21 protein-coding genes and 1 pseudogene are annotated in these 24,033 nt (G+C 26.4%); 2 read left to right on the forward strand and 20 right to left on the reverse strand.

From position 1 onward, the window contains the following. Positions 1-126: pseudogene (locus tag NSA58_RS20820) on the forward strand (5,10-methylenetetrahydrofolate reductase); the annotation flags it as partial. A 6-nt stretch (positions 127-132) separates the two neighbouring features. On the opposite strand, the gene NSA58_RS03630 reads toward NSA58_RS20820, so the two are convergent. The 16 genes from NSA58_RS03630 to NSA58_RS03705 all read right to left on the reverse strand — a co-directional run bounded on the left by NSA58_RS03630 (position 133) and on the right by NSA58_RS03705 (position 19,074). After that, positions 133-582, reverse strand: coding sequence for a hypothetical protein (locus tag NSA58_RS03630; protein ID WP_257560093.1), 450 nt, complete (start codon positions 580-582; stop codon positions 133-135). 9 nt (positions 583-591) lie between these two features. After that, positions 592-2,682, reverse strand: a complete 2,091-nt coding sequence (locus tag NSA58_RS03635; protein WP_257560094.1) for a DNA topoisomerase — start codon at positions 2,680-2,682, stop codon at positions 592-594. Between the two features lie 23 nt (positions 2,683-2,705). Next, a complete protein-coding gene (locus tag NSA58_RS03640) occupies positions 2,706-3,884 on the reverse strand; it encodes a C40 family peptidase (RefSeq protein WP_257560095.1) in 1,179 nt (392 codons plus the stop codon). Between the two features lie 8 nt (positions 3,885-3,892). Next, positions 3,893-4,510 (reverse strand): hypothetical protein, encoded by a 618-nt coding sequence (locus tag NSA58_RS03645; protein WP_257560096.1) that lies wholly within the window; start codon positions 4,508-4,510, stop codon positions 3,893-3,895. Positions 4,511-4,515: 5 nt separating this feature from the next. Next, positions 4,516-6,420, reverse strand: coding sequence for a VirB4 family type IV secretion system protein (locus NSA58_RS03650; protein ID WP_257560098.1), 1,905 nt, complete (start codon positions 6,418-6,420; stop codon positions 4,516-4,518). 195 nt (positions 6,421-6,615) lie between these two features. Continuing rightward, positions 6,616-7,983 (reverse strand): DUF5011 domain-containing protein, encoded by a 1,368-nt coding sequence (locus NSA58_RS03655; protein ID WP_257560099.1) that lies wholly within the window; start codon positions 7,981-7,983, stop codon positions 6,616-6,618. 5 nt (positions 7,984-7,988) lie between these two features. After that, a complete protein-coding gene (locus NSA58_RS03660) occupies positions 7,989-8,282 on the reverse strand; it encodes a DUF5592 family protein (protein WP_257560100.1) in 294 nt (97 codons plus the stop codon). A gap of 87 nt (positions 8,283-8,369) precedes the next feature. Further along, positions 8,370-10,352, reverse strand: coding sequence for a pLS20_p028 family conjugation system transmembrane protein (locus NSA58_RS03665; RefSeq protein ID WP_257560101.1), 1,983 nt, complete (start codon positions 10,350-10,352; stop codon positions 8,370-8,372). 18 nt (positions 10,353-10,370) lie between these two features. Next, positions 10,371-12,563, reverse strand: a complete 2,193-nt coding sequence (locus NSA58_RS03670; protein WP_257560104.1) for a VirD4-like conjugal transfer protein, CD1115 family — start codon at positions 12,561-12,563, stop codon at positions 10,371-10,373. A gap of 329 nt (positions 12,564-12,892) precedes the next feature. Continuing rightward, positions 12,893-13,129, reverse strand: coding sequence for a hypothetical protein (locus NSA58_RS03675; RefSeq protein WP_257560105.1), 237 nt, complete (start codon positions 13,127-13,129; stop codon positions 12,893-12,895). A gap of 23 nt (positions 13,130-13,152) precedes the next feature. After that, positions 13,153-13,380 (reverse strand): hypothetical protein, encoded by a 228-nt coding sequence (locus tag NSA58_RS03680; protein ID WP_257560106.1) that lies wholly within the window; start codon positions 13,378-13,380, stop codon positions 13,153-13,155. A 75-nt stretch (positions 13,381-13,455) separates the two neighbouring features. Next, positions 13,456-17,046, reverse strand: coding sequence for a SpaA isopeptide-forming pilin-related protein (locus NSA58_RS03685; RefSeq protein ID WP_257560107.1), 3,591 nt, complete (start codon positions 17,044-17,046; stop codon positions 13,456-13,458). A 1-nt stretch (position 17,047) separates the two neighbouring features. Next, positions 17,048-17,287, reverse strand: a complete 240-nt coding sequence (locus NSA58_RS03690) for a helix-turn-helix domain-containing protein (RefSeq protein ID WP_257560108.1) — start codon at positions 17,285-17,287, stop codon at positions 17,048-17,050. A gap of 62 nt (positions 17,288-17,349) precedes the next feature. Further along, on the reverse strand, positions 17,350-17,559 hold the full coding sequence (locus NSA58_RS03695) for a helix-turn-helix domain-containing protein (RefSeq protein WP_257560109.1): 210 nt from the start codon (positions 17,557-17,559) through the stop codon (positions 17,350-17,352). 235 nt (positions 17,560-17,794) lie between these two features. Then, positions 17,795-18,502 (reverse strand): CAP domain-containing protein, encoded by a 708-nt coding sequence (locus NSA58_RS03700; protein ID WP_257560110.1) that lies wholly within the window; start codon positions 18,500-18,502, stop codon positions 17,795-17,797. 44 nt (positions 18,503-18,546) lie between these two features. Further along, positions 18,547-19,074 (reverse strand): hypothetical protein, encoded by a 528-nt coding sequence (locus NSA58_RS03705; protein ID WP_257560111.1) that lies wholly within the window; start codon positions 19,072-19,074, stop codon positions 18,547-18,549. A 275-nt stretch (positions 19,075-19,349) separates the two neighbouring features. On the opposite strand from NSA58_RS03705, the gene NSA58_RS20655 reads away from it, so the two are divergent. Next, positions 19,350-20,237 carry an XRE family transcriptional regulator gene (locus NSA58_RS20655; protein WP_257560112.1) on the forward strand — a complete coding sequence of 296 codons (888 nt, stop codon included), beginning with the start codon at positions 19,350-19,352 and terminating at the stop codon, positions 20,235-20,237. 102 nt (positions 20,238-20,339) lie between these two features. On the opposite strand, the gene NSA58_RS03715 is transcribed toward NSA58_RS20655, so the two are convergent. The 4 genes from NSA58_RS03715 to NSA58_RS03730 all read right to left on the reverse strand — a co-directional run bounded on the left by NSA58_RS03715 (position 20,340) and on the right by NSA58_RS03730 (position 23,764). Next, positions 20,340-20,510, reverse strand: a complete 171-nt coding sequence (locus tag NSA58_RS03715; protein ID WP_257560113.1) for a hypothetical protein — start codon at positions 20,508-20,510, stop codon at positions 20,340-20,342. Positions 20,511-20,534: 24 nt separating this feature from the next. After that, positions 20,535-21,680 carry a replication initiator protein A gene (locus tag NSA58_RS03720; RefSeq protein ID WP_257560114.1) on the reverse strand — a complete coding sequence of 382 codons (1,146 nt, stop codon included), beginning with the start codon at positions 21,678-21,680 and terminating at the stop codon, positions 20,535-20,537. Between the two features lie 499 nt (positions 21,681-22,179). Beyond that, positions 22,180-23,031, reverse strand: a complete 852-nt coding sequence (locus NSA58_RS03725; protein WP_257560115.1) for a C39 family peptidase — start codon at positions 23,029-23,031, stop codon at positions 22,180-22,182. 109 nt (positions 23,032-23,140) lie between these two features. Further along, positions 23,141-23,764 (reverse strand): recombinase family protein, encoded by a 624-nt coding sequence (locus NSA58_RS03730; RefSeq protein WP_257560116.1) that lies wholly within the window; start codon positions 23,762-23,764, stop codon positions 23,141-23,143. Between the last annotated feature and the right edge of the window lie 269 nt (positions 23,765-24,033).

Consider the following 24,033-nt stretch of genomic DNA (forward strand, 5'->3'; position numbering starts at 1 on the left):
TTTAGAGAACTTACTAAGGATATGGATTGCAAAATCCTAGCTGGTATAGTTCCATTAAAATCACCTGGAATGGCTAAGTTCATGACAGCTAATGTTCCTGGTATATTTGTTCCAGATGATCAAATAGGTGTATTAACTATTAATTTTTGCAAATACAGGTTCAACCCAATATGAAAGATTTTGTAGTAAAAAACTTCTCTTTGAAGTTAGATTTTTTAATATTACTTCAAATTTTTCTGAACATGGTTCTTCATCAATAAATGGATCATTGCAAAGTTTTCCTATACTTTCTTTTTTAGTTATTGAGCAAGTATAGGAATAATAATTTTGCCATCTAATCGTTTTGATTATTTTTGAATTGATTTTAAATTTTTTACTTTCAAAATCAATATTTTTTTCATATATATTTATAACAACTTCTCCATATAAATATTCCATTTTAGCAAAAAAGCAGCCACTACTTGCGATTGCTTTTTTTTCTGTATTAAATTCTATAGGCAATAGAATACTAAATGATATATCTCTATCATCATACATTCTATCACTAAAATATAATCCTAATTTATATTTAATTTTATTCATTTAATCACCTTATTTTTTATTATTAAATTCCAATTTGAAATTAACATAATCACTATTTAAACTCATAATTACATCTGCATCATATAAGCCTGAACCATCTTTTTTCTTAAATCCTTTTACACTAACTTTACTTTTTGATAATAAGGATTTTGCTATTGTTTTAGTAATTTTCTTTCCTTTATCTTCAAAAAATTTATTATTTTTCCATAGGGCAAAATTACATTTTGGCTCAGCTTTATATCCTTCACAGTAGAAAGATTTCTCACTTTCATATACATTCTTTCCACACCTAGGACACTTTCCTATAACTTCTTTTTCTATTTTTGAAGTTTCAATTTTATTAACTTCAATCTTTTTTGCATTATTTATCATATTAGATAAATCTGTACTAAAAATCTCTAAAGCTCTATCTTTAGAAATTTCATTTTTATATACTTGCTTTAAAGTTTGAGATAACTCAACAGTCTTATTTTTAAATAAATCTATATTCAATTTTTTTAAAATATTTATTAAATCTATACCTAACTTATCAATATAGAAAGTTCCTTTTTCTTCTCTTATATATCCAAGTTTTATAGCTTTTTCTATTATAGATGCTCTTGTAGCAACAGTACCAATCTCTACCCCTTTAAGCATTAAATTATATTCTTCATCTTCACTCATATCAGACTTCTTAAATGGATTTTTAAGGTAGTTGTTAAGTTCTTCTAATGTAATATGCTTAGAAGGTTGAGTTACCTTTTCAGATGCGAAAATATTAGGTTCTAGTTCCTCTCCTATCTCAAATTTAGGAATAGATTTTTCTTTTAAATCATTTTCATATTTCAAATAACCTAAAGATTTTATCACAGTTCCTTTTAAACTAAGGTTTAAATTTCCCAGTAGAAAAAGAATCTTCGTTTCTTCTAAAATTGTATCTTCAATCAAGAAATTTGAAATAAATCTATTTTTAATTATATTATACACTTCAAGTTCTTTTGCTTTTAAGTCAGTAGGTATTTTTGTAGTTGGTATTATAGCCGAATGGCTTTCTACCTTTGATGTATCAAATATAGATTTTTTATTTTTCATTTCTAAGATATTATCTTTATTTATTACATCAATTATTTTTTGTACCTTATCTTTTTCTGCTTCTGCAAGATACTCCGTATTAGTTCTAGGGTAAGTAACAAATCCTTTTTCATATAAACTCTGAATGATTTTTAAACTATCGTTAGCACTTAATTTTAGTTCTTTAGATAATTTATTTTGAAGTTTATCAAGGGAGAATAACTTCTTAGGTTGCTTTTTAACTTCTTTTATTTGAATATCTCTTACTATTATTTTTTCATTCTTTAATGGATCAATTGCTTTAACACATTCCTCTTTAGTATCAAACTTCAAATCATCAATACTAAATTTAATTGTATTATTATCTTTTTCAAAACTAACTTCACCTTGGTAATATTTTTTAGGAACAAAATTGTTTATCTCCATATCTCTATTATGTATTACTTCAACTATAGGAATTAAAACTCTCCCAACAGGAAGAGTTTTATATGTCTTGCAAGTTAATAATCTAGTTAGATTTATTCCATATATCCAGTCAACACAAGTTCTTACAAGACCTTCATCATATAATAAGTCATAATCTTCTATATCACGAAGATTGCTTAATTCTTTTCTTATAGTTTCATTTGTTTGTTCTGGCAACCATAATCTTTTTATAGGCTTTATTTGCCCTTCTAAGGCTCTATTTATAATTATTCGACCGATAACTTCACCTTCCCTATCAGCATCCCCACAATGAATTATATGGCTTATATCATTTCTTCTTATTAATTTTTTGATTGTTTCAAATTGTTTCTTAACACTTGAGTCATCAATTAGTTTAAACTCATATCTACTGGGAATAAACGGTATTTCTTCTATATTCCATTTGGTTTTTTCTCTATCCATATAATCGTCTATCGACTTTAATTGAAATAGATGACCAAACCCAAAAGTTACTATATATTTATCATTTTCAAAATATCCATCTTTCTTATTAAAATTTCCTCCTATAGCTTGTACTATAGTCATTCCTAATGAAGGTTTTTCTGCTATTATTACTTTTTTCATAGTGCTTACATTTCCTTCCTATGTTATTCAACTATTCTTCTTACATTTCCATTAAATACTTTTTTCCAATAGCTTTCATTTAAACTATTTATCCAAACGCCTTTACTTGTTCCACAATGTAAAAAATCACCATTTCCTAAGTATATTCCCACATGGCCATTATATTTGTAAGTGTTAAAGAAAAGAATATCTCCTCTTTTTATTTCAGAAGGGTCAACTTTTTTACCTTGTCTTGCTAAGGAATCTGTCACACAGTATCTATAATCACCTAAGTTTACACCTGCTTCCGAAAACATCCAATGGATAAACGAACTACAATCAAATCTTCTATGAGCTATATCGTAAGGAGTTCTACCACCACCAAATACATAAGTTGTCTTTCCTACTAAATCACTTCCAACTGCTATTGCTTTCTCTATAGTTTCATTATCACCTTTATAAACACCATCTGCAAAATCTAATCCATTACCTCTATACTCTATAGAAGACTTATATACTTTATTAGGATAATCAAACTTAGCATTATCTAAATCAACTGACATTCCATAACCAGGGCCACCATTATAACAGGCAAAAACCCGTCTCAATGTATCTCTAAAATCACTATCATTTTCATCTGAAGACCAACCTATTAATTTTAAATTTTCTTTACTAAGATAATTTAACTTATCAACTTTTTTTTGTCTCCATAGAACATAGTTAGTATAATTTCTGAGTTCATAAGCACCTGCAATTATTTGAACTCTAGGATCATTTAAAAATATATTCCACATTTCTTCTGTACTAGAAAAATCATATCCTAAATCTTTGTATACTTTACCTAAACCTTGATTCATATAATATGCCCATAAATCTTCACCGTTTGTTAAATCTACTTTTTGCATTTGCATTATTCCATACGCTCCACCATATGAGCAGTTTACATCAAAGTTACTTTCATTTTTTGCCACTCCTGCTAGTACCCAATTAGGTAAACCAATCAATTCAGAAGCCTCATTAAAATATGGTATTAACTCTTGTGGAACTCCACTTAAACTTCCATTAATTCTCATGCTATCATCTGTAACTTTACTACCAAAAAAAAATAACATTATAGATGATACTAAAATAATAAAAAATAAAGATGTTGAGCTAAATACACCCAACATCTTTATTATACGTTTCAATATTCTTTTTTCTTGATTATCTCTTGCATATTGCATTTTATCACCTACTTAAAGTTTTCAATACAAGAATCTATTATCCAACTATCATTATCTTTTTCTAAAGTTAACATATAATCTTGGCTAACATCTTCTGCTTGTGTAGATAAATCAGCATCTAAATAGTCTGAATATACAACTACGTCAACATTTATTTTGTCTTTATCTCTAGATACATTATGTATAATTATTTTATTTATATCTCTATATACATAATATTCAGTAGCTAAATCGGTTTCTATATCAATTACTTTATTTAACTCTTTATAAAGTGAATACTTAATTAAATGCTTAACACTTTCTAGTCTAGTCTTTGGGTTTATATCTTCACTAACACTGCAATAAGCTATTATAAAATCTTCTACAATATCTTTTATTTTATCATTTTCTTTATTACTAAGACTTTTTTCTTTAGCATAATCTTTTATTATCTTAATGTCTTTATTATCTTCTTCTTTTTTATTCTCTAACTTATCAGAGGACTCTTTATTTTCATATGTTACTTCATCTTGTATTGTATTAACATCAGCATTATTTGATTTTTCTTTGTTTATATCCATTGCCATAAATACAAAGCTACCAATTAAGACAAATAATAATATAATCATATTAGATCTACTATTCATTTTTTCTAAGCACCACCTTTAAACAAATCTAACTCTTCTTTTGTTACTTCAACATTGAACATTATATTATCAAATCCATTTATAGATAAGATGCAATTTCCTTGTTTTAAATAAGGGATTTTATTTAACTCATTTTCTGATAGTTGACCAGAGAATATTTCAGATAGTAAAGATACTACATTGTTATCTTGTTTCATTATAAATTTATATTGAGTTAATTCAAATAAAGTTTTTATCTTTTCAAATGCTTCATTATTTATGTTAGCAGGAGCAACATCTCTTATACTTTGAGTAGCAAATATAAGTCCTCCAAAATACTTTCTTGCTTCCCTTTCAAAAGCAGTTAAATACTCAACTGATTTTATATTGTTAGAGTTTATTATTCTATGTGCTTCATCTATTAATATCATGTACTTTGTGCAATCTTCTGTTGACTTCAAGCCATTATTAAATGCCTTCATTTCTTTGCTACCTTGAACCAATGAATTATTCCAAAGTAAAGTTAATATACTAAATATTTGTGCATTAAATATCCTTTCATCAAAGTTGCTTAGATTTCTAAGTTCAAAAGATATTATTTGCTCTTTATTAATATCTTTTATAGTTGAATATCCATCAAATAATATACCATAATCTCTAACGATAGATTCTATATTAAGTATTATAGATTCAAGTCTTTTTCTATGACTTTCAGTAAGATTATCTTTTGGTATTTTTAATTCTATATTCGTATATAATTCACTTTGAATATATTTTAGTAGTTCACTCATTGTTGGATATTCTCTAACTTCATATTCAGTACATTTTTCTATATCTATATTTTTAAATCTATAAAAATTACTTACTAATGATTCAAATTGTCTTTGTTCATCTGAATCGCTATCAGGATTTAAAAACTTATACATCATACTAACTTTTGCTAAATGTGTCATAAAAGACTTTTTATTGTCTACTTCATTTGTATTATCATCAGTTATAGTTGCTAGTATTTGTAAAGGATTTATCATTCCATCACTACCATCAAGCGATATAGTTTTTCCACCTAGAGCATGAATTAGACTTTTAAATTCTCCAACTATATCTAATACTCTTATTGTTTGACCTTGTATAGCATTATTTAATACTAACTTCTTTAATAAAGTAGATTTACCACTACCCATAGTTCCGACAATAACTGCATTATACGACATTCTGTCCTTTGTTTTTGTAAATAAATCAAATAGAACACTACCTCCTGTAAATGTTGTTCCTAAAAACATTCCTGTTGGGTCATCTAACTTAGTATAGTGAAATGGATAACCACCACCTAACGTTTCTGAAGGTATTGCCTTACCTCTTCTTTTGTTTAAAAATTTTTCTTGCTCCAAATATCCATTAAATAAAGATTTCCATTCATATTCTTGTTCATTTAATAGAACTGCACCTCTATATCCTAAAGATTCTAATTTTTCTATTATCTCTTTTGTTTTACTTTCTACACCTTCTCTAGTTGGAGCTGATACAAAGTATCTTATATGAACCATTTTTATAATCTCACCATTATTTGTTATATCCTCTGCTAATCCCTGTAATGATTGATATGTACTTTTTGCCTGTATTTGCCCTACCTTACTTCTATCCTCATAAAATCTATTTTCTTGCTCTACTAAAGATTTTTCTAATTTTTTTAGTATGTCTCGCTTATTAGCAGTTCCAATATCTATTGTAGTTATTACATCTTCCATAGTTAATAATCTTTCTAACCAAAATGAATCTACTTGTACTGGATAATCATACAAATTAATAATTGTTTCAAATCCATCGCCTTTTTGTATTATTCTTTCATCAAATTTTATTCCACCTTGCGGTTGAATTTCTGTTAATAAATATGGATTATATTCTTTTTTATTGCATTTGGCATCTTTTCTCATTTTTCATTGTCCTTTCAAAGTTAATTTATTGTATTAAAAAAGAACCATGCAAAATTTACATAGTTCCTATAGTTCATTAATGCTTTGTTTTTATTTTTTGTGATATAATAAGTTATAATATAAATTGTTCTATTCCTTTGAACTTGGTGTTCACCTCAAGTTCAAAGCCACTCTTATACAGAGTGGCTTTTTTAGTTATATTTTAGAATTTTGATTATTTAGTTTAAAGATTATTCTTAATTTTTTATCTAAGTCTAATCTACTTATTTTTACAGCTGAACTTGATAATCTTAATAGTTGTATTTCTCTTTCTCTTTTTGTTTTTTCATCTTCATAAAATAACATTAAGTAAAACTCTCTATTTTTTCTTTTCTCTTCTATAGCAATCAACTGATCTAGTCTTTTATATAAAAACTCTCTGTATATTTCATTATCTGTACTTTCAATTTTCTTTAATATATGTTGTTGCTGAATTTGAGTATTTACAGGAAAAGTCATTGATATTATCTTCATATCATCAATATAGTTTCTTAAAAAGTTTGAAAAATCAAATATATGTCTATTTGCATCATTGTAGTTTAATGAGTTTAAATCCTTTGTATCTATTTGAAATATATCTATATACCCATTCTTAGTTTTAAATGTATCGTCTTCTGCTATTTCTAAAAAAGGTAGAATATCTAATATATTTTTATCAACCTTTTTATACTCTTCTTTTAATTCTTTTCTTTTTTGTTTTTCTTCTTTTTTTAATTGCTTTTTTTCTTTTCTTGATAACTTTTTAGGCTTTTCTTTTTTACGTTTTTTTCTAACTTTTTTTCTCTTTTTAAGTTTCTTAGGCTTTTTATTATCTTCTATATTCTCTATTGCTTCTTTATATTCTGAAGACTCTTCTTTATTATTTATTTCATCTATTTTTAATGTATCTTCTGATACTGGAGTATCTAGCTGCTTAACTTCTGCAATAGTTTCTTTAGTATCTATTTCTTCATTATTTTTCATATATTCTTTTTGAATATCTTTTACCTTCACATTCTCTTCTTGTATATCCAATACATTTATTTCTCTTTCAACTATAGTTGTATTATTGTCACTGTCTGTAACTAAATATGTAAGAACATATGAACCCGCTTTACATACATTTAAAAATCCATTTACTATAATCTTATTAGTAATAATTCCATCTTCAGTATCATTTGCTATTACTCCATACATTGGATCAAAAACTTTATTTAAAGGTATCTCAATACTATCAGCTCCGATTATAATAGGTTTATCATTTGTTTTAACTAATACATTTATTGTATGTTGTATTCTATATGTATTAGTTCTATCATTTACTTCAACTACAATCTCATAATTGCCTGCTTTTGAAGTATCTAAATTAGTTTTAGATATTATTATACTGTCTTTATCTAATATATTATTATCTTCATCATATGCTACTAAATAGTCAAATAGTTCTAGGTTTTCACCTATTTTTATAGTAATATCTTCACATTCTATTCTAGGCATTTTGTTAAATACTATTGTGCTACCATTCATACTTTTTATTGCATTCATATCCCTTACTTCCTTCCTTCAAAATTCCAGTCTAATGATTTATATGTTTTTCTTGTCCTTCTAATCATTATATATATAGCTCTATAATTCCTTATACCAGGATTACTTTTACTTTTACTTAATAAGAAAAAAGTTACAATTATGGAGAATATATAATACATTGCACTTAACTTTGGACTAACTAGTTGTGCTGTTGTTGTTGTAAAAATCAAAGAAACAATTATAAAAAATAAGTCAAACAAATATATAGACCTAAATACCTTTGTTTCTGAATTAATTTCTTTTGGTATGCTATACAAAAGAATCACCTCTTTTTCTTAATTCTATAAATTTGAAAAAATAAAAAAGTACCTAAACTATTTTAATTTAGGTACTTTATATATACTTTATCTTCTATGTGCTTGAGTATCTTTCATTCTTTGTATTCTTGAATCCACTTTTCTATCAAATTTTTGTCTTAGTTTAATACCTGTATTTTGACCTAATTGATAGTGTCTATTTACTCTTTGCATAGTATTGCTATTTGATATTCTGTCTTTAGCATAATCACTATATGTTCTTGTTTCAATCGGTTTATCTTCTTTTGAAATATTTCCTTTATGTTCATTAGATATATTGCTTTTATTATCTTTATTTATATTATTTGGATTAATATTGCTATCAGGCTTAATATGGCTTACATCTTCTAACTTACTTGGGTTATTTAAGTTTGAGTCAATATTTTCACCTATAGTTGGAGATTCTTTACTCATTTGACTTTCTAATGAACTTATATCGCTACTTGAAGTATTATCATTAATAGTACCAGTATTAGAATTTGGACTTTGAGTATCATCTATATTTCCATTTGATATATCTTTAGATTCAATATCTTCTGATAAACTATTTCTTGCTCCATAGTTTTCTCCAATATCACTATTTTGAGACAGTGAACTAATTTCACTACCATTAATATCATTATTATCTAGACTATCATTAACACGACTTCCTCTTTCAGATGTATTTTTATTTTCGTCCAAAGAACTTATGTTATCAGCCATATTTACACTTTCAGATGATTTAGTATTATCTTCATCTTCTAGTGGGTTTGGTGATGTATTACTTACTTTATCTATTTGTTCTTCTAATGGTTTTGTGTTTCCTTTTCCATCTTCATTTCCTAAACCAAAGAATCCATTAGCAATACCTTTAGCTCCACCTCCTGCTGATGCAATACTACTACCTACATTTGAACCTACTTTACCTAGTTCATTAGTAGCTTTTACAGCCGAATATGCCCCTGCAACTACTCCCCAAGCAGATTTTAATCCTGCATCTATTCCAAATATTCTCTCTACAATATTTGGAGCATCTATAACTGCTATAGAACCACCTATCAAGAAAACTATCTTTGCAAACATATTTAAGTCAGACTGATTACTTACAAATCCATTGAATAGTAGATATAATTTTATAAGTATTGATGTACTGAATATCACTGCAAAAACAGATAATATATGTTTTAATATTTGTTTTATTCCTTGACCACTTCCTATATCTGCAAAAGCATAGAATATAGCAAATATCTTTACAAATGCTAACTCATAAACTAATCTTGCTACTTTAATTGAGGTCAATAAAAAAACTAATATTAAGCATAGAAGAGATATTGATATAATCCAAAAATTAAAGTCATATCTAAAATACTTTTCTTGACTTAATCCAAAAAATTCTTTTTCTAATTTTTCAAGATCTTTTTTACCATTTTCATCTAAAGTAACCTTATTTTTAAATACTTCTTTATTATTTACCTTTTTATCATCAACCTCTTCATTGATATTTATGTCTTTTATATTTTCTATAGGGATATTATTTTTATTATCATTATTATCAATCTTAAAGTTTTTACTATCCAAATAATATAAATCTGTTAAGTTAGACTTTATTAATTGTTCAGCACTGGTACTTACTTCTATACCACCTTTTGACTTTATTGCTGATATTCCATATTGTGTGGCTTCATTTAGTTTAATCATTAGTGTTGGTAGTAACATTATTACCATGACTGACAACGTTATATTATTTATTACTTTGCTTCCTTTAAATTCTCTGTCTGTTATTAATTTATAACCTATATATACAATAGATAATCCTAGAATAACAAATAAAACTGGCTTAAATAAGTTGATAATTTCTTTTACTCCTTCCGAGTCAAAAAAATTATTTAAACTATACATTGTATGGGTTATTAATTCCATTGCATCACTAAGCTTTGATAAACCTTGTATAATCAACCACCCAAACATTCTCAAACAATAAGTCATTATATTTCCTATAATAAAATCGCCTTCAAAGTTAGTTAGTATATTTATAATCTCTTCATTTCCCATGAAGTTCTCCTTTCCTTATTATCCTATTACCTTTAAAAAAGCATTATATACATCTTCTCTTCCTATGCTACGAAGATACTCTTCTAATGCATCTAATGTATTTATTTGTTCTTTTATAATTTTTATTTGTTCTTTACTTAATAAGTTATTTTTATCTGATGATATTGCTAACTCTTTGTCTTTAGATGATAATATATTTTGATTATCTATCTCTTTTTTGGATGACTCATTATTATCTTCATCTTTTAACACATTAACTTTTTCATTTTCTAATTGATTTTTAACTTTTCTAGAATTAAAATCTATTATCAAGTCTTTTAATTTAACATCTTTATGTAATGAATTAACTACAACATTTTTAAATACTGAACATTGATTATCAAAATCTTCATATAAGTATTCATATCTATACCTCATAGCATACTCACCACGATTATATATTGGGTATGGAGTTATTTTATTTCCATTAAGGTCTCTTCTTTTAATAACTCTGACAATGATATTTTCACCTTCATGTATTTTTAATTCATCTGATTTTTTTAACTCTCTACTATCTAAGTTTTCAGTATGACTTTTATTTAATGAGAAAACTTCTCCACTTCTTGAAGAAGTTATAATTGTCTTATTCCCTAAGAGCTTAGAAAACTTTTCAGCAGTATCATTTTCATTAGTTAATATATACATCTGATTACCACAGTTTCCAATAATTGTTTTTGCATCTTCTCCATACAACTTATCTAATTGAGAGTATGCTTGAATAATAAGATTAAATCTTATTCCTCTACCTAGACAAACTGTTGCTATATTTGCCATCCCTTCAATTGGTGGCATATTTCCAAATTCATCTAATAAGAAAATAACTTCTCTATCACATTTTCCAGTATGACTTAATGATGATTGTTTAGCCAGTACATAGTATATTTGTCTAACAAATATACTTGATAATACATGATTACTTGTATCATAATCTGGTGTTACCATAAATATAGCTTTTGGCTTAGAATTATTTATTTTACTAAATCCTATATCCTCTAAATCTAGCGAATTTCTAGATGTCATTTTTGCTATTTCTTCAAAAGTGAAGTTTTGTAATTTACTCATAGCCATTGAAAATATTCCACCTCTAGTATTTCCACCTGCAAAAGAACTTGTTGCATATTGACTTTTTGCTACTGAATCAGAAGGTAGTTTTTTGAAATATTCATCTAACATATTAATTTCACTATCACCTATTTTTTCATTACTTCCACCAAGTTCTGAAAGCATATTAGCAACTGTATACATAGTTATCTTATCTTCTTCACCACTATTAATACATTCATCACATATAGCGAGTATTAAAGCATTTACTAAAGATTTAGCTGAATTTTCCCAAAATGGATCTTTTGCATTTGGATTATTATATAAAGAGTGAGTTAGTGTATTACATAATAACTGTGCTTCACTATAATTTTTCTTTTTATATGCTTCCTTTATAAGTTGTAATGGGTTATAACTCATAGAATTTATAGGCTCTAATAAATTTAACATATGAACTTCATACCCTCTATTTTCAAGAGTTTCTTTACACATTGCAACAAGCTCCCCTTTAGGGTCATTTATTACTAAAGATGCTTTTTGAGATGCTCTTGAGTATATATCAATTAATGGAACTACAAAGGTTTCACCTTTACCACTTCTAGTTGTTCCTATTATCAAATTATTAACTGGACTATCATCAATGTATATTATTTCTTTTCCATTTATGCAGTTTCTAGCAACAGGTATTCCTCCTTTACCACTATAGATTTCTTTAGTTGCAGGGACATTTCTATATTGCTCATGTATTTCTTCTTGTGTAGCAAATCTTGAACTACCTTTTTGCCCTTCATCAAATTCTTTAAATGATGCTCTTATATTCATTATTAACTTCACATATACTGCGATTGTTACTATATTAAGAACCAAATATATAGGTAAAAACTGAAAGAATCTAGTAACTACTACAAATGGGTTTATTAAATTAAATATATTAAAAGACTTCCCATACAGAAAACCTCCTAGTGATGACATTCCTTCTAAAAGAACCCCTATACATAGATTAATAGCTATTATTAAAATAATCCCTAACTTTATTGCAAACTCCTTATTTACTAACTTTCTTGCAAATTTGATTTCACCATTTTTTTTATCAAAGAAACCATCTAATAGATTGCTTATCTTTTTTATCAATAAATTATCCTCCCTACTTAGTTAATTTTTCAACTATATAAATAATTATTAGTCATTCATATAACTGGCTTTTAAGTAGTAGAGTTTTCTTTATTAACTGTTTTTGTATTATATTTGATATTATATTTATTTCATTTATTTTATTTCTATTGAAAATATATATTGCTTTTACACAAAGTTTAATTTTCAATAAGTTCATGTATAGTATATAATTGCAATTAATCATTTCTTTTATATATATCATGTTCTTTACCTTTCTAAAAAAGATTAGCCAAGTATTTGACTAATCTTTATCATTAAAACATCATAACTAATCATTATAAATCTTATTAAAACATCATATTTTGCTTGAATAACTCCAACAAAGGTTTTGCTACCATTCCGATTGTAAATCCTACTAATGCTCCTATATACCATTTTTTAGCTTTGTCTAGACCTTCTCTACCTCCTGTTATTTGAAGTATTGCTCCTACAACAACTGCTCCTACTGCTAACATCATTAATATTGTTTGTCCTTGTGAAATCATCTTATATCCAAAAGTATTTAAATTTGCTATAAAATCCATATTTTTCTTATCCTTTCATTTTTCTATTTATTTTGCTCCCAAGGTCTATCTTTTGATAGATTTACTTGAGTTTGGATTGCATTATTTTTTACCTCATTCTTAGTTTCTTTCTGTTCAATCCCAGCTTTTAGAATTGAAGCATTTTCTAAAATTAAATCCGTATATTTCTCTGTCAGCCACCTATCATGATCTATATCATTTCTTTTTAATATTGCTGATGCTAATTCTTTTAATGCTTTATCTATTGCCATACCTTATCACCTCCTCATATAAATAGAAAAAGGAGAGTATTGCTACCCTCCTTCTTCTTGCTATTCTATATATTTTTAATCTTCATATTCATCTTCATATTCCCAGTAATACTCATATTGACTTCTATCATACAAGTACATGCCTAATATTCCAAGTAATGAGCCTACTGAGATAATTGATGCTATCAATATACCTCTATCTCCTGTTTTTGGATTTTCTTGTTTAACTGGTTCTTCTATTTTCTTATTCTTTAATTCTGCTTTAACTATTTCTCCATCTTCCTTTATTTCAAATGTTCCTACCTCTTCACTTAAAATATATCCAGTTGGAGCATCAAGTTCTTTATAATCATATTTTCCTATTGGAACTTTGAATTTATTTCCTTCTTTTGAAGAAGTAAATTCTATTTTTATATGATTATTTATATCATCAGTTCCTATAATTTCAATTTTAGCACCTTCTAATACTTCTCCAGTTGATATATCAGTTTTAGAAAACTCAACCTCACCTTCTTTAACATCATTTTTAATGTCATAAGTTATTAATTTACCGTCTTCATCTATATTTATTTCATAAACTTTATCAGAAGGCTTGTACCCTTTTGGTGACTTTGTTTCCTTCATAGTGTACTGACCATGTCTTAACTCTGCTGAAGCATATCCTTTTTTATCTGTTACTAATTTTTCAACTTCTTTTTCTTCTTCATCAAAAATAGTAAACTCTGCTCCTTTTAATGCTCTATTAGTTTTACTATCTTTTTTGATTATTTCAACTCTTCCTTTTTTAATATTATTTTCTATATCAAAATTAATCACTTGACTATCTTGACTTATATTTATTTCATATATAGTATCAGAAGGTTTGTAACCTTTTGGTGGATTTGTTTCCTTCATAGTATACTTTCCATATACTAAATCTTTTGACTTAGCTTTTCCAAATATATTAGTAACTAACTTGTCTACTTCTTTGCCATCTTTATCATAAATTGTAAATTCAGCATCTTTAAGTGGCATATCAAATAACTTTTCACTATCAACTTTAGTTATTTCAACATTTCCTTTTATTTTTCTGTTTGTCATTTCTAACTTAACAGTTTCTCCATGCTCTTTTATTTCAAACTTAATAGGTTTATCATTTAAAATATATCCTTCTAAAGTTCTCACTTCTGTTATCTTATATTTTCCATAGCCTAGGTTTTCTAATGAAACTTTTCCATCTTTATCAGTTACTAAATTCCATGTTTTATCCTTCATAAAACCTTCTGTGCATTTAACCTCAAACTCTACATTTGGAAGTGATTCTTTTGTATCTTCATCTATTTTTAAAAGTTCTAAGCTACCAGTTATTCTAGTATTTATAACTTCTTGTGTCGTTACAGTACCTAATAGCTCTATGTCTTCTACTTGTGTATTTTCATTTATTTCAAATTCTATAGGCCCTGCTAAATTATATCCTTTAGGTGCTTCTACCTCGACTAATTTATACTTACCATATTTTAATGCTTGTGGTGTTACAAACTCTCCATTTTCATCAGTTTTAAAAATAGTTTTCTTGTGTGGTATTACCCCACCTAAAGATTCTGTAAACTCTACATCAGAATCTGTCTTTAAATCAACTATTTTAAACTTTGCATCTGCTAAAGGTAGTTTAGTATTATTATCCTTTTTTAATACTCTTAATTTAGCTTGTATTGGCTTATTTGATATTTTTTGAACATAAACTTTGCCATTTTCAGTTATATCTATAAAGTATTCTTTATCTGATTGCCAATATCCCTCTGGAGCAAAAGTTTCTATAATCTTATATCTTCCTGCTCTTAAATCTTTTGTATATGCAAATCCATCTTTATCTGATGTTATTGTATCGCAAACAGTTCCTTTTTTAACACCTACAACATCATCTGCTATAACATTAAATTTTGCTCCCTCAACTGGTATTTCTTCATTTTCTTGGTCTACTTTAACTATTTGAATTTTACCTTTTATAACATCATTTTTAATGTCATAAGTATATACTTTTCCATCTTCTGTTATATTAACCTCATATACTTTAGGATTTAATATATGAGTTGGCAATGTCTTAGTTTCTTTTAAAAAGTATTTGCCATAATTTAATAGTTTACTTTCGGCGTGTCCATTTTCATCAGTTACCAATGTATCAACAACTGATCCATCTTCATTTGTTATTTCAAACTCAACACCTTTTAGATTAAGTCCTTTAATCTCACTATCTGATTTATTGACTTCAATTTTTCCTTTTTTAATTTTATTTTTAGCTGTAACATTAATAGTTTTCATATTTTCACTTATAGTTACAAAATACTCTTTACTATCTAAAACATATTTATTTGGTGCTTTTGTTTCTTGTAGAATATATTCGCCAAATGGATGTAGTTTACTTATTGCAGTTCCATCTTCGCTAGTTACTAATTTTTCAACTACTTTTCCAGTTGCTTTTTCTCTTAATTCAAATTCTGCTCCTTGGAGTGGCTTATTAGTTTCTTTATCTACTTTTAAAACCTTTACTTTACCTTTTATTATGTTATTTGTTACCTCTACAGTCGTAGTTTTACCTGCTGCTACTGTTACATTTTGTTTCTTAGTATTTAAAACATGACCTTGTGGAGCTTTTGTTTCTACAACTTCGTAGGTATCAATTTCTAAATCATTAAAAACAACTTTACCTTTTGAATTAGTTTTTTTTGCTTCTGTAACATCTTTTCCATCTTTAGTCAGCTTAAATTCTGCTCCTTGAAGCAACTTACCATCTTCACTTTTCTTAACTATTTCAACATTTCCTTTTGGACTCCAAGTTATATTGGCATAATCCTTTGTATTTTGAGATACAGTCTTTTTCTCTACCTTTGCAACATTTTGTATTTTATCATTTGGGGACTTATACCAACAGACTTTTGTTCCTGTAACCTGTCCCATAGCTCTTATACTAACATTACCTTCTTTAGCAGTCTTTGGTATTACAACTCTAAAATCAGTATTCATTGGAATTTCTTTAACATATGTTCCATCTTTTAATTGATATTTAACTCCAGTTACTGTTGTTTTCATTTCCATTTTAAATTTTGCACTAGATACACTATTTCCAGTTACATTTACTCTAAAGTATGGTGTTACATAATTATTCCCATCAAATGTTGCTATCATGTTTTTATTAGAAAAATCCACCTTTACATCTTGAGTTTCTTGTCCTTTAAGAGAATTATTATATAAGTCTTTTACATACTTAGTTAATTTAGGGTCTTCTTTGTCTTTAACTAATACTATTAAATTCTCTATATTAACTTCTTTGCTATCAACATAGGCCCAAAATGCTAACTGAGTTATCACATAGTCTTTTTCTTTGTTCCCTGTAAAACTTTTATTTGGATATCCATTTTTGAGTATTCTATATGCTACATCATCTAAATATCCTCCAAAAGGTAAGTCATCATTATTTGGAGATGGTTTTTCTGCGTCCATGCAGTACACTACATTACCCTTAGAATCTTTTTTAATAGATGTCATATATGCATATTTTTTTACTTTATCCCAACCATACACATTCTTTATTTGCTCACCACTAGTGATTACTTCTGCAAATGTAGGCATCACATTTAGCATTATCATTAAAAATGATAATGCTAAAGAAATAATTTTATGACTTTTCATATTATTTCACTCCTATATAGTTAAATTCTATTTTTTGATATAACAAAGTATCTATTGTTACATCTAAATAATCAGCTATTCTTTTAACTGTATCTACTCTAAGAGAATTAGAGTATCCTGTATTTAGAATATTTCCTATAAGTACAGGACTTATTTTTAGCAGTTTTGCTAATTTCCTGTTATTTAGCTTATAGGCTTCTTTAAAAGCTTTTAAATTTTCTGAAACCATATAACTTCTCATGCATACACCTCCCTCTATATAAAATAAAAAAAGCCTAATAGACCTTATGTCTATTAGGCTTTTTATAAATCTTTATTAACAAAGTCATCTACACTAACATCTAATGCTTCTGCTAATTTTGCTATTTTATCTATACTATGATTTGAAGTTAGTTGATCTTCTATATTTTCAATAACTCGTTCTGAAATGCCAGTAATTTTAGATAACTCTTTTATTGTAAGTGATTTTTCTATCCTTAGTTTTTTAAGATTTTTATAATATTTAAGTTCCATAATATACACATCCTTTTTTTAATTAGATAATAAAAAGGTAATAAAAAACTACCCTATACAATTTTTAAGGGTAGCTTTTTACTGCTTTTTTGATGATTTTTGACTAATAAATTAATTAGGTTATCAATAAATTGTACCTACATATACTACTTAATATGAATTTATAAGTGGTATATGTAGATACACTTATTAAATAAGTGTATCTAATTTATTGTCAAATCAAAATAGTTTTATTTTACCAGTTATCATTAAAACTTGCTACAACATAATAGCAACCCTCACTATCTCTATATACAGATACTGCACCTTCTACATTAGTACTATCTAGCATACTTGCTCTATGGCCTGATGAACCAGCCCATGTATTTATAAATTGTTGTGCAGTTTTATCTACTGTTGAAGTTATTGAAATCTGCATAAAATCATGACCTCCAGTTTCAGTTCTTGCATTATATTTAGCTTGTTCATTTGCTCTAGCTTGTTCACTTGAACTATATTTAAGTGGTTCTACCCCATTAGCTTTTCTAAAAGAATTTAATGCTCTAAATGTTTGTTGACTTAACTCACTCATATATTTCCAAGTTCTCTTAACTGGCTTATCATTGTCATTGCTTGGTTTACTTGGTTTATTATTATCATCATTACTACTATTGCCATTGCTTGGCTTATTTGGTTTACTATCTACATTTGATTCTTCTATATTCTTTTTATTTTCATTAACTTTCTCATTATTGTTATTTGAAGTTTTTTCATAAAGTGTTGAATTATCTTTATTATTTTCCTTCTTTTCTATATTATTTTTCGATATACTACTTTCAACTTTAGATGTATTTGGTGTAGTAATCTCTTTTTCTTTAGATACATTATTATTGCAACCTATTGTTCCAAGTGCTAATCCAATTACTAATACTATACTTGATATTTTTTTATTTCTTCTAACCATCTTTGATACCTACCTCTTTCTTATTTTATTAGTCAAATTTTATTTTATATATATGTGTTCCACTCTTCTGTATTCTCTCTATAAAATGTCTTTGGAACATCATCAGTTCTTACTCCATTATTTTTTTCATCAAAAGTTATATTCATATTTTTATTGTATTTATATGCTTGTCTATTTTGTTTCAGAAAATTTTTATTACTTATAAATGAATTTACTTGATTATCTATTGCTCTTTTAATATCTTTTTCTTTCAATCTATTATGTCTATGAATTTCTTTATACTCTAAAAAATTTCTAGTTATGTATTGTCTAACTCTATCTTCCTTCAGTTCTAATATATTAGATATTTCTTTAGAGTTATATCCTTTTAGATATAGACTTTTTATTCTATCTCTGTTTAACTTTATTATCTTTTTATTCTTGTTTCTAGACATTTTATGGATTTTTTTTAACTCATAGTCCAATGTATTTTCTATACATTTTTTAACATAATCATATTTTTTATTTAGCATATTAACTATTTCTAATTCAATATATCCATTTAAATATAATTCTATTATTTCATTATTCACTATCTGCTCTCCAATCCGTAAATAGACGCACTTATAGAGGTTTTGCGTATTTGTGACATTTTTTTTACTTTTTGTTGTAAGAATCCACATTCACGAATTTAAAAAATATGTTCAAATACGACTTTAAAATGTTTTGTTTTTTATTTTACAACAATATTATATAAAATAGAAAACAATTCGTCAACTTATTTAAGGTACATTTTATGCGACTTTTCAAAAAACAAGTGCATGTTTATTATAAAAATGTAAAATAATAAGTTAAGAAGGTGATTATAGTGAAGGAGAATAAGTTTCCTAAAAATTTAAAAAAAATTAGGAATCTCTATAAATTATCTCAAAGTGATTTAGGAGAAAAAATAAGTGTATCTAAGCAAACTATCTCTAAGTATGAAAAAGGTCTTGCTGAACCTAACTTTCATACTTTAATAGAAATATCTCGTTGTTTTGATTGTTCTTTAGATTCTTTAGTCTTTGGCGATGTTGAGTTAAATAAAAAGAACCCTATAGAGTTAAAAATTATTGTAGATAAAAAAATAAATAATTTAAAAAATGAACTCCAATTTGCGATAAATAACTATTTTGAATATGATGAAGTAGATAATACAGAATTTTCTGACGAATTATGTTTTGATGAAAGCGATAACCTCATAGATTTATCTGATTCATCAACTAATAAAAATAGTATAGACTTAGAGTTTTATAAAACAACTAATATTATTAAATCACCTAACTACTCCAATTTAAAAAATAGTAAAAATTTTTTAAAACTGCCTTGCATTGGTAATGTGTCAGCAGGTAATCCTCAATATGCTTGTGAAGACATAGAAAGATTTTTCTATATACCAAAAAAATATCTAAAATATCATGATCGTGACTACTTCATATTAAGAATTAAAGGTGAAAGTATGAATAAGTTATATAAAGATGGTGATTATGTACTTATTCATAAAACTTGTTGCTTAGAAGAAGAAAAACCCTCTGTCGTCTTAGTTAATAACGAAGAAGCAACTGTAAAATATGTAAAAGTAGACAATGAGTATTTTTATTTACAGCCTTGTAGCGACCATCCTAATTTTCAAAAAAATATAAAATACAAAACTAATGAAAACATTTTAAATATTGTTGGCACTGTAGTAGGTGTTGTTTTTGAAGAAGAAGTATAGTAATTAACTTTTTAGTTTTTTATTGTCCTTCTTTTTCTTCTTCTAACAAATTCAATTCATCATCTCCCAGAATAAATATATCTATCCTCTATCAAATAAAAATTATATTTTAATTAAACACAGAACAATATCTATATTTAAATCATCAAAGTAATTATTTGATATAGTTATCTTACCTTCACTAATTTTAACTACTTCACCAATAACAAAGTTTTTTGCACCTACGACTTTTACTTTCACCATATCACCTATATAGACATTACTAAAATCCATATAATCACCTCTAAATTCATATTTTTAAATAAAGTTTATAAGTTCCTCACTTGGATAAAATAAATTGTTATTAGTTGCATACTTTTTAGCAAGATCATATGTTGCTTTACTTACTTTCCAATTTCTTTCAATTGCTCTATCATAAGACAGTTTATCAATATCATTATAAGTATCTACTTCATTAATCATTTTATCGATATCTTCTTTTTCTTTTGCTATATACACTTTTTTGAAATAACTAAATGTTTCTCCACCTTGAGCTATTGTTGTATCAATAGAATTATCAGCAATTCTGAAATCAAAATTTTTAAACATTCTCAATTGAGCATCTGATAAGAATATAGCAGCATCTATAAATTTTTCTAAAAGTGCTATTTCTTTTAATCCGATACTTTTTATTTTTTGTATTTCTAATATTTTTTGATTTGTAGTTAAATTTTCATCTAATTGTATTGTTTCAAAATCTGTTAATAGTCTATTTGGTATTTTTTTGTATTGAGGCTTATTAACAACAACAACAGAATCAGTCTTACTACAATCAGTCTTACTTCCGTTCAAATTTTGAACTAAGGTTAGTTCAATTTTTGTACTATCCTTGGAATTACTAGATTCTAGAGTTTTATTGCTATCAACCTTAGTGTTTTCAAGGATAGTACAATTTTTGAACAATGCCCTTTGTTCTCTTTCTTTTCTTTCTTTTTTTCTTTTTTGTTTTAATTGTTTTAAATTTTCAAAATGACTATCTAAGTGTTTTTCTAAAGTTTCATTAGTTGTATCAACATATCCAACATATAAAATATTTGAATTGCTATCTTTTAAATTTTCAACATTCATAGTATTATTTTTTACTTTGCCAACTTCCATTTCAGATGCTTTTGCTTTTTTTACTAAGTTAAAGTCAACAAGTTCTTTTAAATATTTACTAGCAGATGCTCTTGCACAACTTAAAAATACTTCTATTTCTTCAATAGAACAGATAATAAAAGCTCTATCAAATTTATCATACCAATCATTTTTTATAGAAAGATTAGTTCTATCATTAAGCATTGCATATAATAGTTTTGCATTTGCTGATAATTTTTTATATTTTTCTTCATACATTAAAGCCTTTGGTAACTTAAAATGTAATTCTCTCATGTCATCATCTTTTGTTCTGTATTTGAAACTCATAATTTTCCCTCCGTAGTTAGTAACATTACTTTGCATTGTCTATATAAATTAAAAAAGCCTTGATATATTAAATATCAAGGCTTGGAAACTTCATAATCGTAATTTGAAAATATCTGCTCCTAAGAGGATAGTTATATCCTCTTAGATTTTACGAAATTTATTACTTTGAAAACAATTTTTATAGTGTTTTATTAAATAAAGCACTATAAAAATATTGATAAGTGCTATAATAAATGATATAATAGTACTTATTAAAGCAATAAATTTGAAGTCAACTTGCACAAGGTAATTTAATATTTTGCAGAATATTAAATCCTATAATTTAAAAAATGTCGCCAAACATTTCTTAAATTCGTGAATGTGGACTTTTACAATATTTGATTTTATCACTATTGTAATATAAAATCAAAAAAAATACAAATATTTATTTTAAATATTTGTAAAATAAAAAAAGAAGTAGTCATATTTTATGACTACTTCTTTTTTTATGTATTTTGTTTTATCTAACAACTAATGCTTTTTTACCAACTGTATAATATACATCTTTAAACTTAGATTTGCTCACTTTATATTTTCCTTGAGCTGGATCAGTTATGTAAAAATAATTACTATCTACTCCTGTTACTGCAACTACATGCAGATTTTTATTAACCCACATTTGGTCTTTTGTTCCTTCATACCAATATCCCATTTCAGGATTTGAGAAGTTTCTTGATACCCAAATTACAGAAGGATTACCTTTCTTTAATTCCTTTTCTAAAGTATCAACACTAGCTCCTGTTATATCTTCACTATTAGGTCTATATTTTTTTGCAGTACTTTCTAATGCTTTTGGATAAATTGTTTGGAATATTCCTTTTTCATTTCTATAAGGACTTCCTACAAATCCTAGATTTGGATTTTTGTTAGGAGATTTAAGCATTTCATCTGCTATTTTAGTTTTTGCTACAGATACACCTTTATAATTCAATAATTGAGCTAATGAAGTTGCTTCACAACCAAGTGGTAAGTTCGGATATTGGTTTATGAACGGAACATTAAGTATTGATGAATTATTAGAAGGTGCATTGCTTAAATATTTGCTAGAAACATAAGCAGTTTTACCATCAAATTTTATTTTACTCCAACCATTACTAGTTGATATTACAGTAACTTTATTACCTTTATGAAGAGTTCCTATTTTTTTATAATTTGTTCCTGCTCCACTTCTTACATTTAATGCACTTGTATTAACAGACTTTATAGTATCAGCAAAACTAATACTTTTATTTGCTATACTTGTAATCATTAATGTTGATGCTAAAGATGTTGCTATAACAACATTTTTTAATAGTTTTTTTCTTCTGTTCATATTAATCCCACCCTTTATATTTATTTGAAAATTATACCATATACTTAAAATAAATGTAATTTATTGTATTTATTAAGAATTTATGGTATCTTATCTTTTTTATACTATTCTATTCTTTTATTTCATTTTCATATTCTTTTACTAGCCTATAAAATGTATTTCTTTTTAATCCTAAAAGATCCATAGACTTTACAGCAGTTAATTCTTTATTTTTCCATCTCTTATATATTTTTTTAAAATCCTCTGTTATTTCTGTTTTAGGTCTTCCAGTTACTCTACCTGTTTTAAGTGATATTTTTTTCCCTGTTTTTTTATCTATTGGCATAGATTCAATTCCTTGACTTCTTCTAACTTTATTCTTTTCAAGTTCCTTTTGAGCCACATATGCTAAAGTATTAATAATCTGGTCTCTTAGCATTTTATTAATAAGAGGGTCACTTGTTGTAGGCATAGGGAAATCTAAAAAATCTACCTCTACTCGTAAATTATCAAAGTATCTTATTTCCTCTTTTATTTGGTCATAGTTTCTTCCTAATCTATCTAGTTCTGTGAATATAACTTTGTCACCTTCTCTTACAACTTGCTTTAATAATTTATAATTAGGACGGTCAAAGTCTTTTCCTGTTGTCTTATCCATTAATATTAAATCGCACCCTTTTTCTTTTAATTGTTGCTCTTGTCTTGATTCATTTTGCCCCTTGGTACTAACTCTTATATATCCATATACTTTCATTTATATCTATCTCCTATTTATTTAATATCTAAGTAAACTTTTAACTACTTAGCTATTATAATACCAGATAATTATACAAATCAAATTAGTTTTATTATGCTTTTGGGGCGTTTCTTTGTTCCACCCTCCCTATAATTAAATATTACTAAATGTATTTCAAAAGATCAATATATTTTGAAATATATCCCTAAAATATTTTATCAACCTTTTGAAATATAGAATATAATAAAAAATGCTATATTTCAAAATGGATACTTTTTGAGATAGTA

The sequence above is a fragment of the Terrisporobacter muris genome, assembly GCF_024621905.1.
Classification (GTDB): domain Bacteria; phylum Bacillota; class Clostridia; order Peptostreptococcales; family Peptostreptococcaceae; genus Terrisporobacter; species Terrisporobacter muris.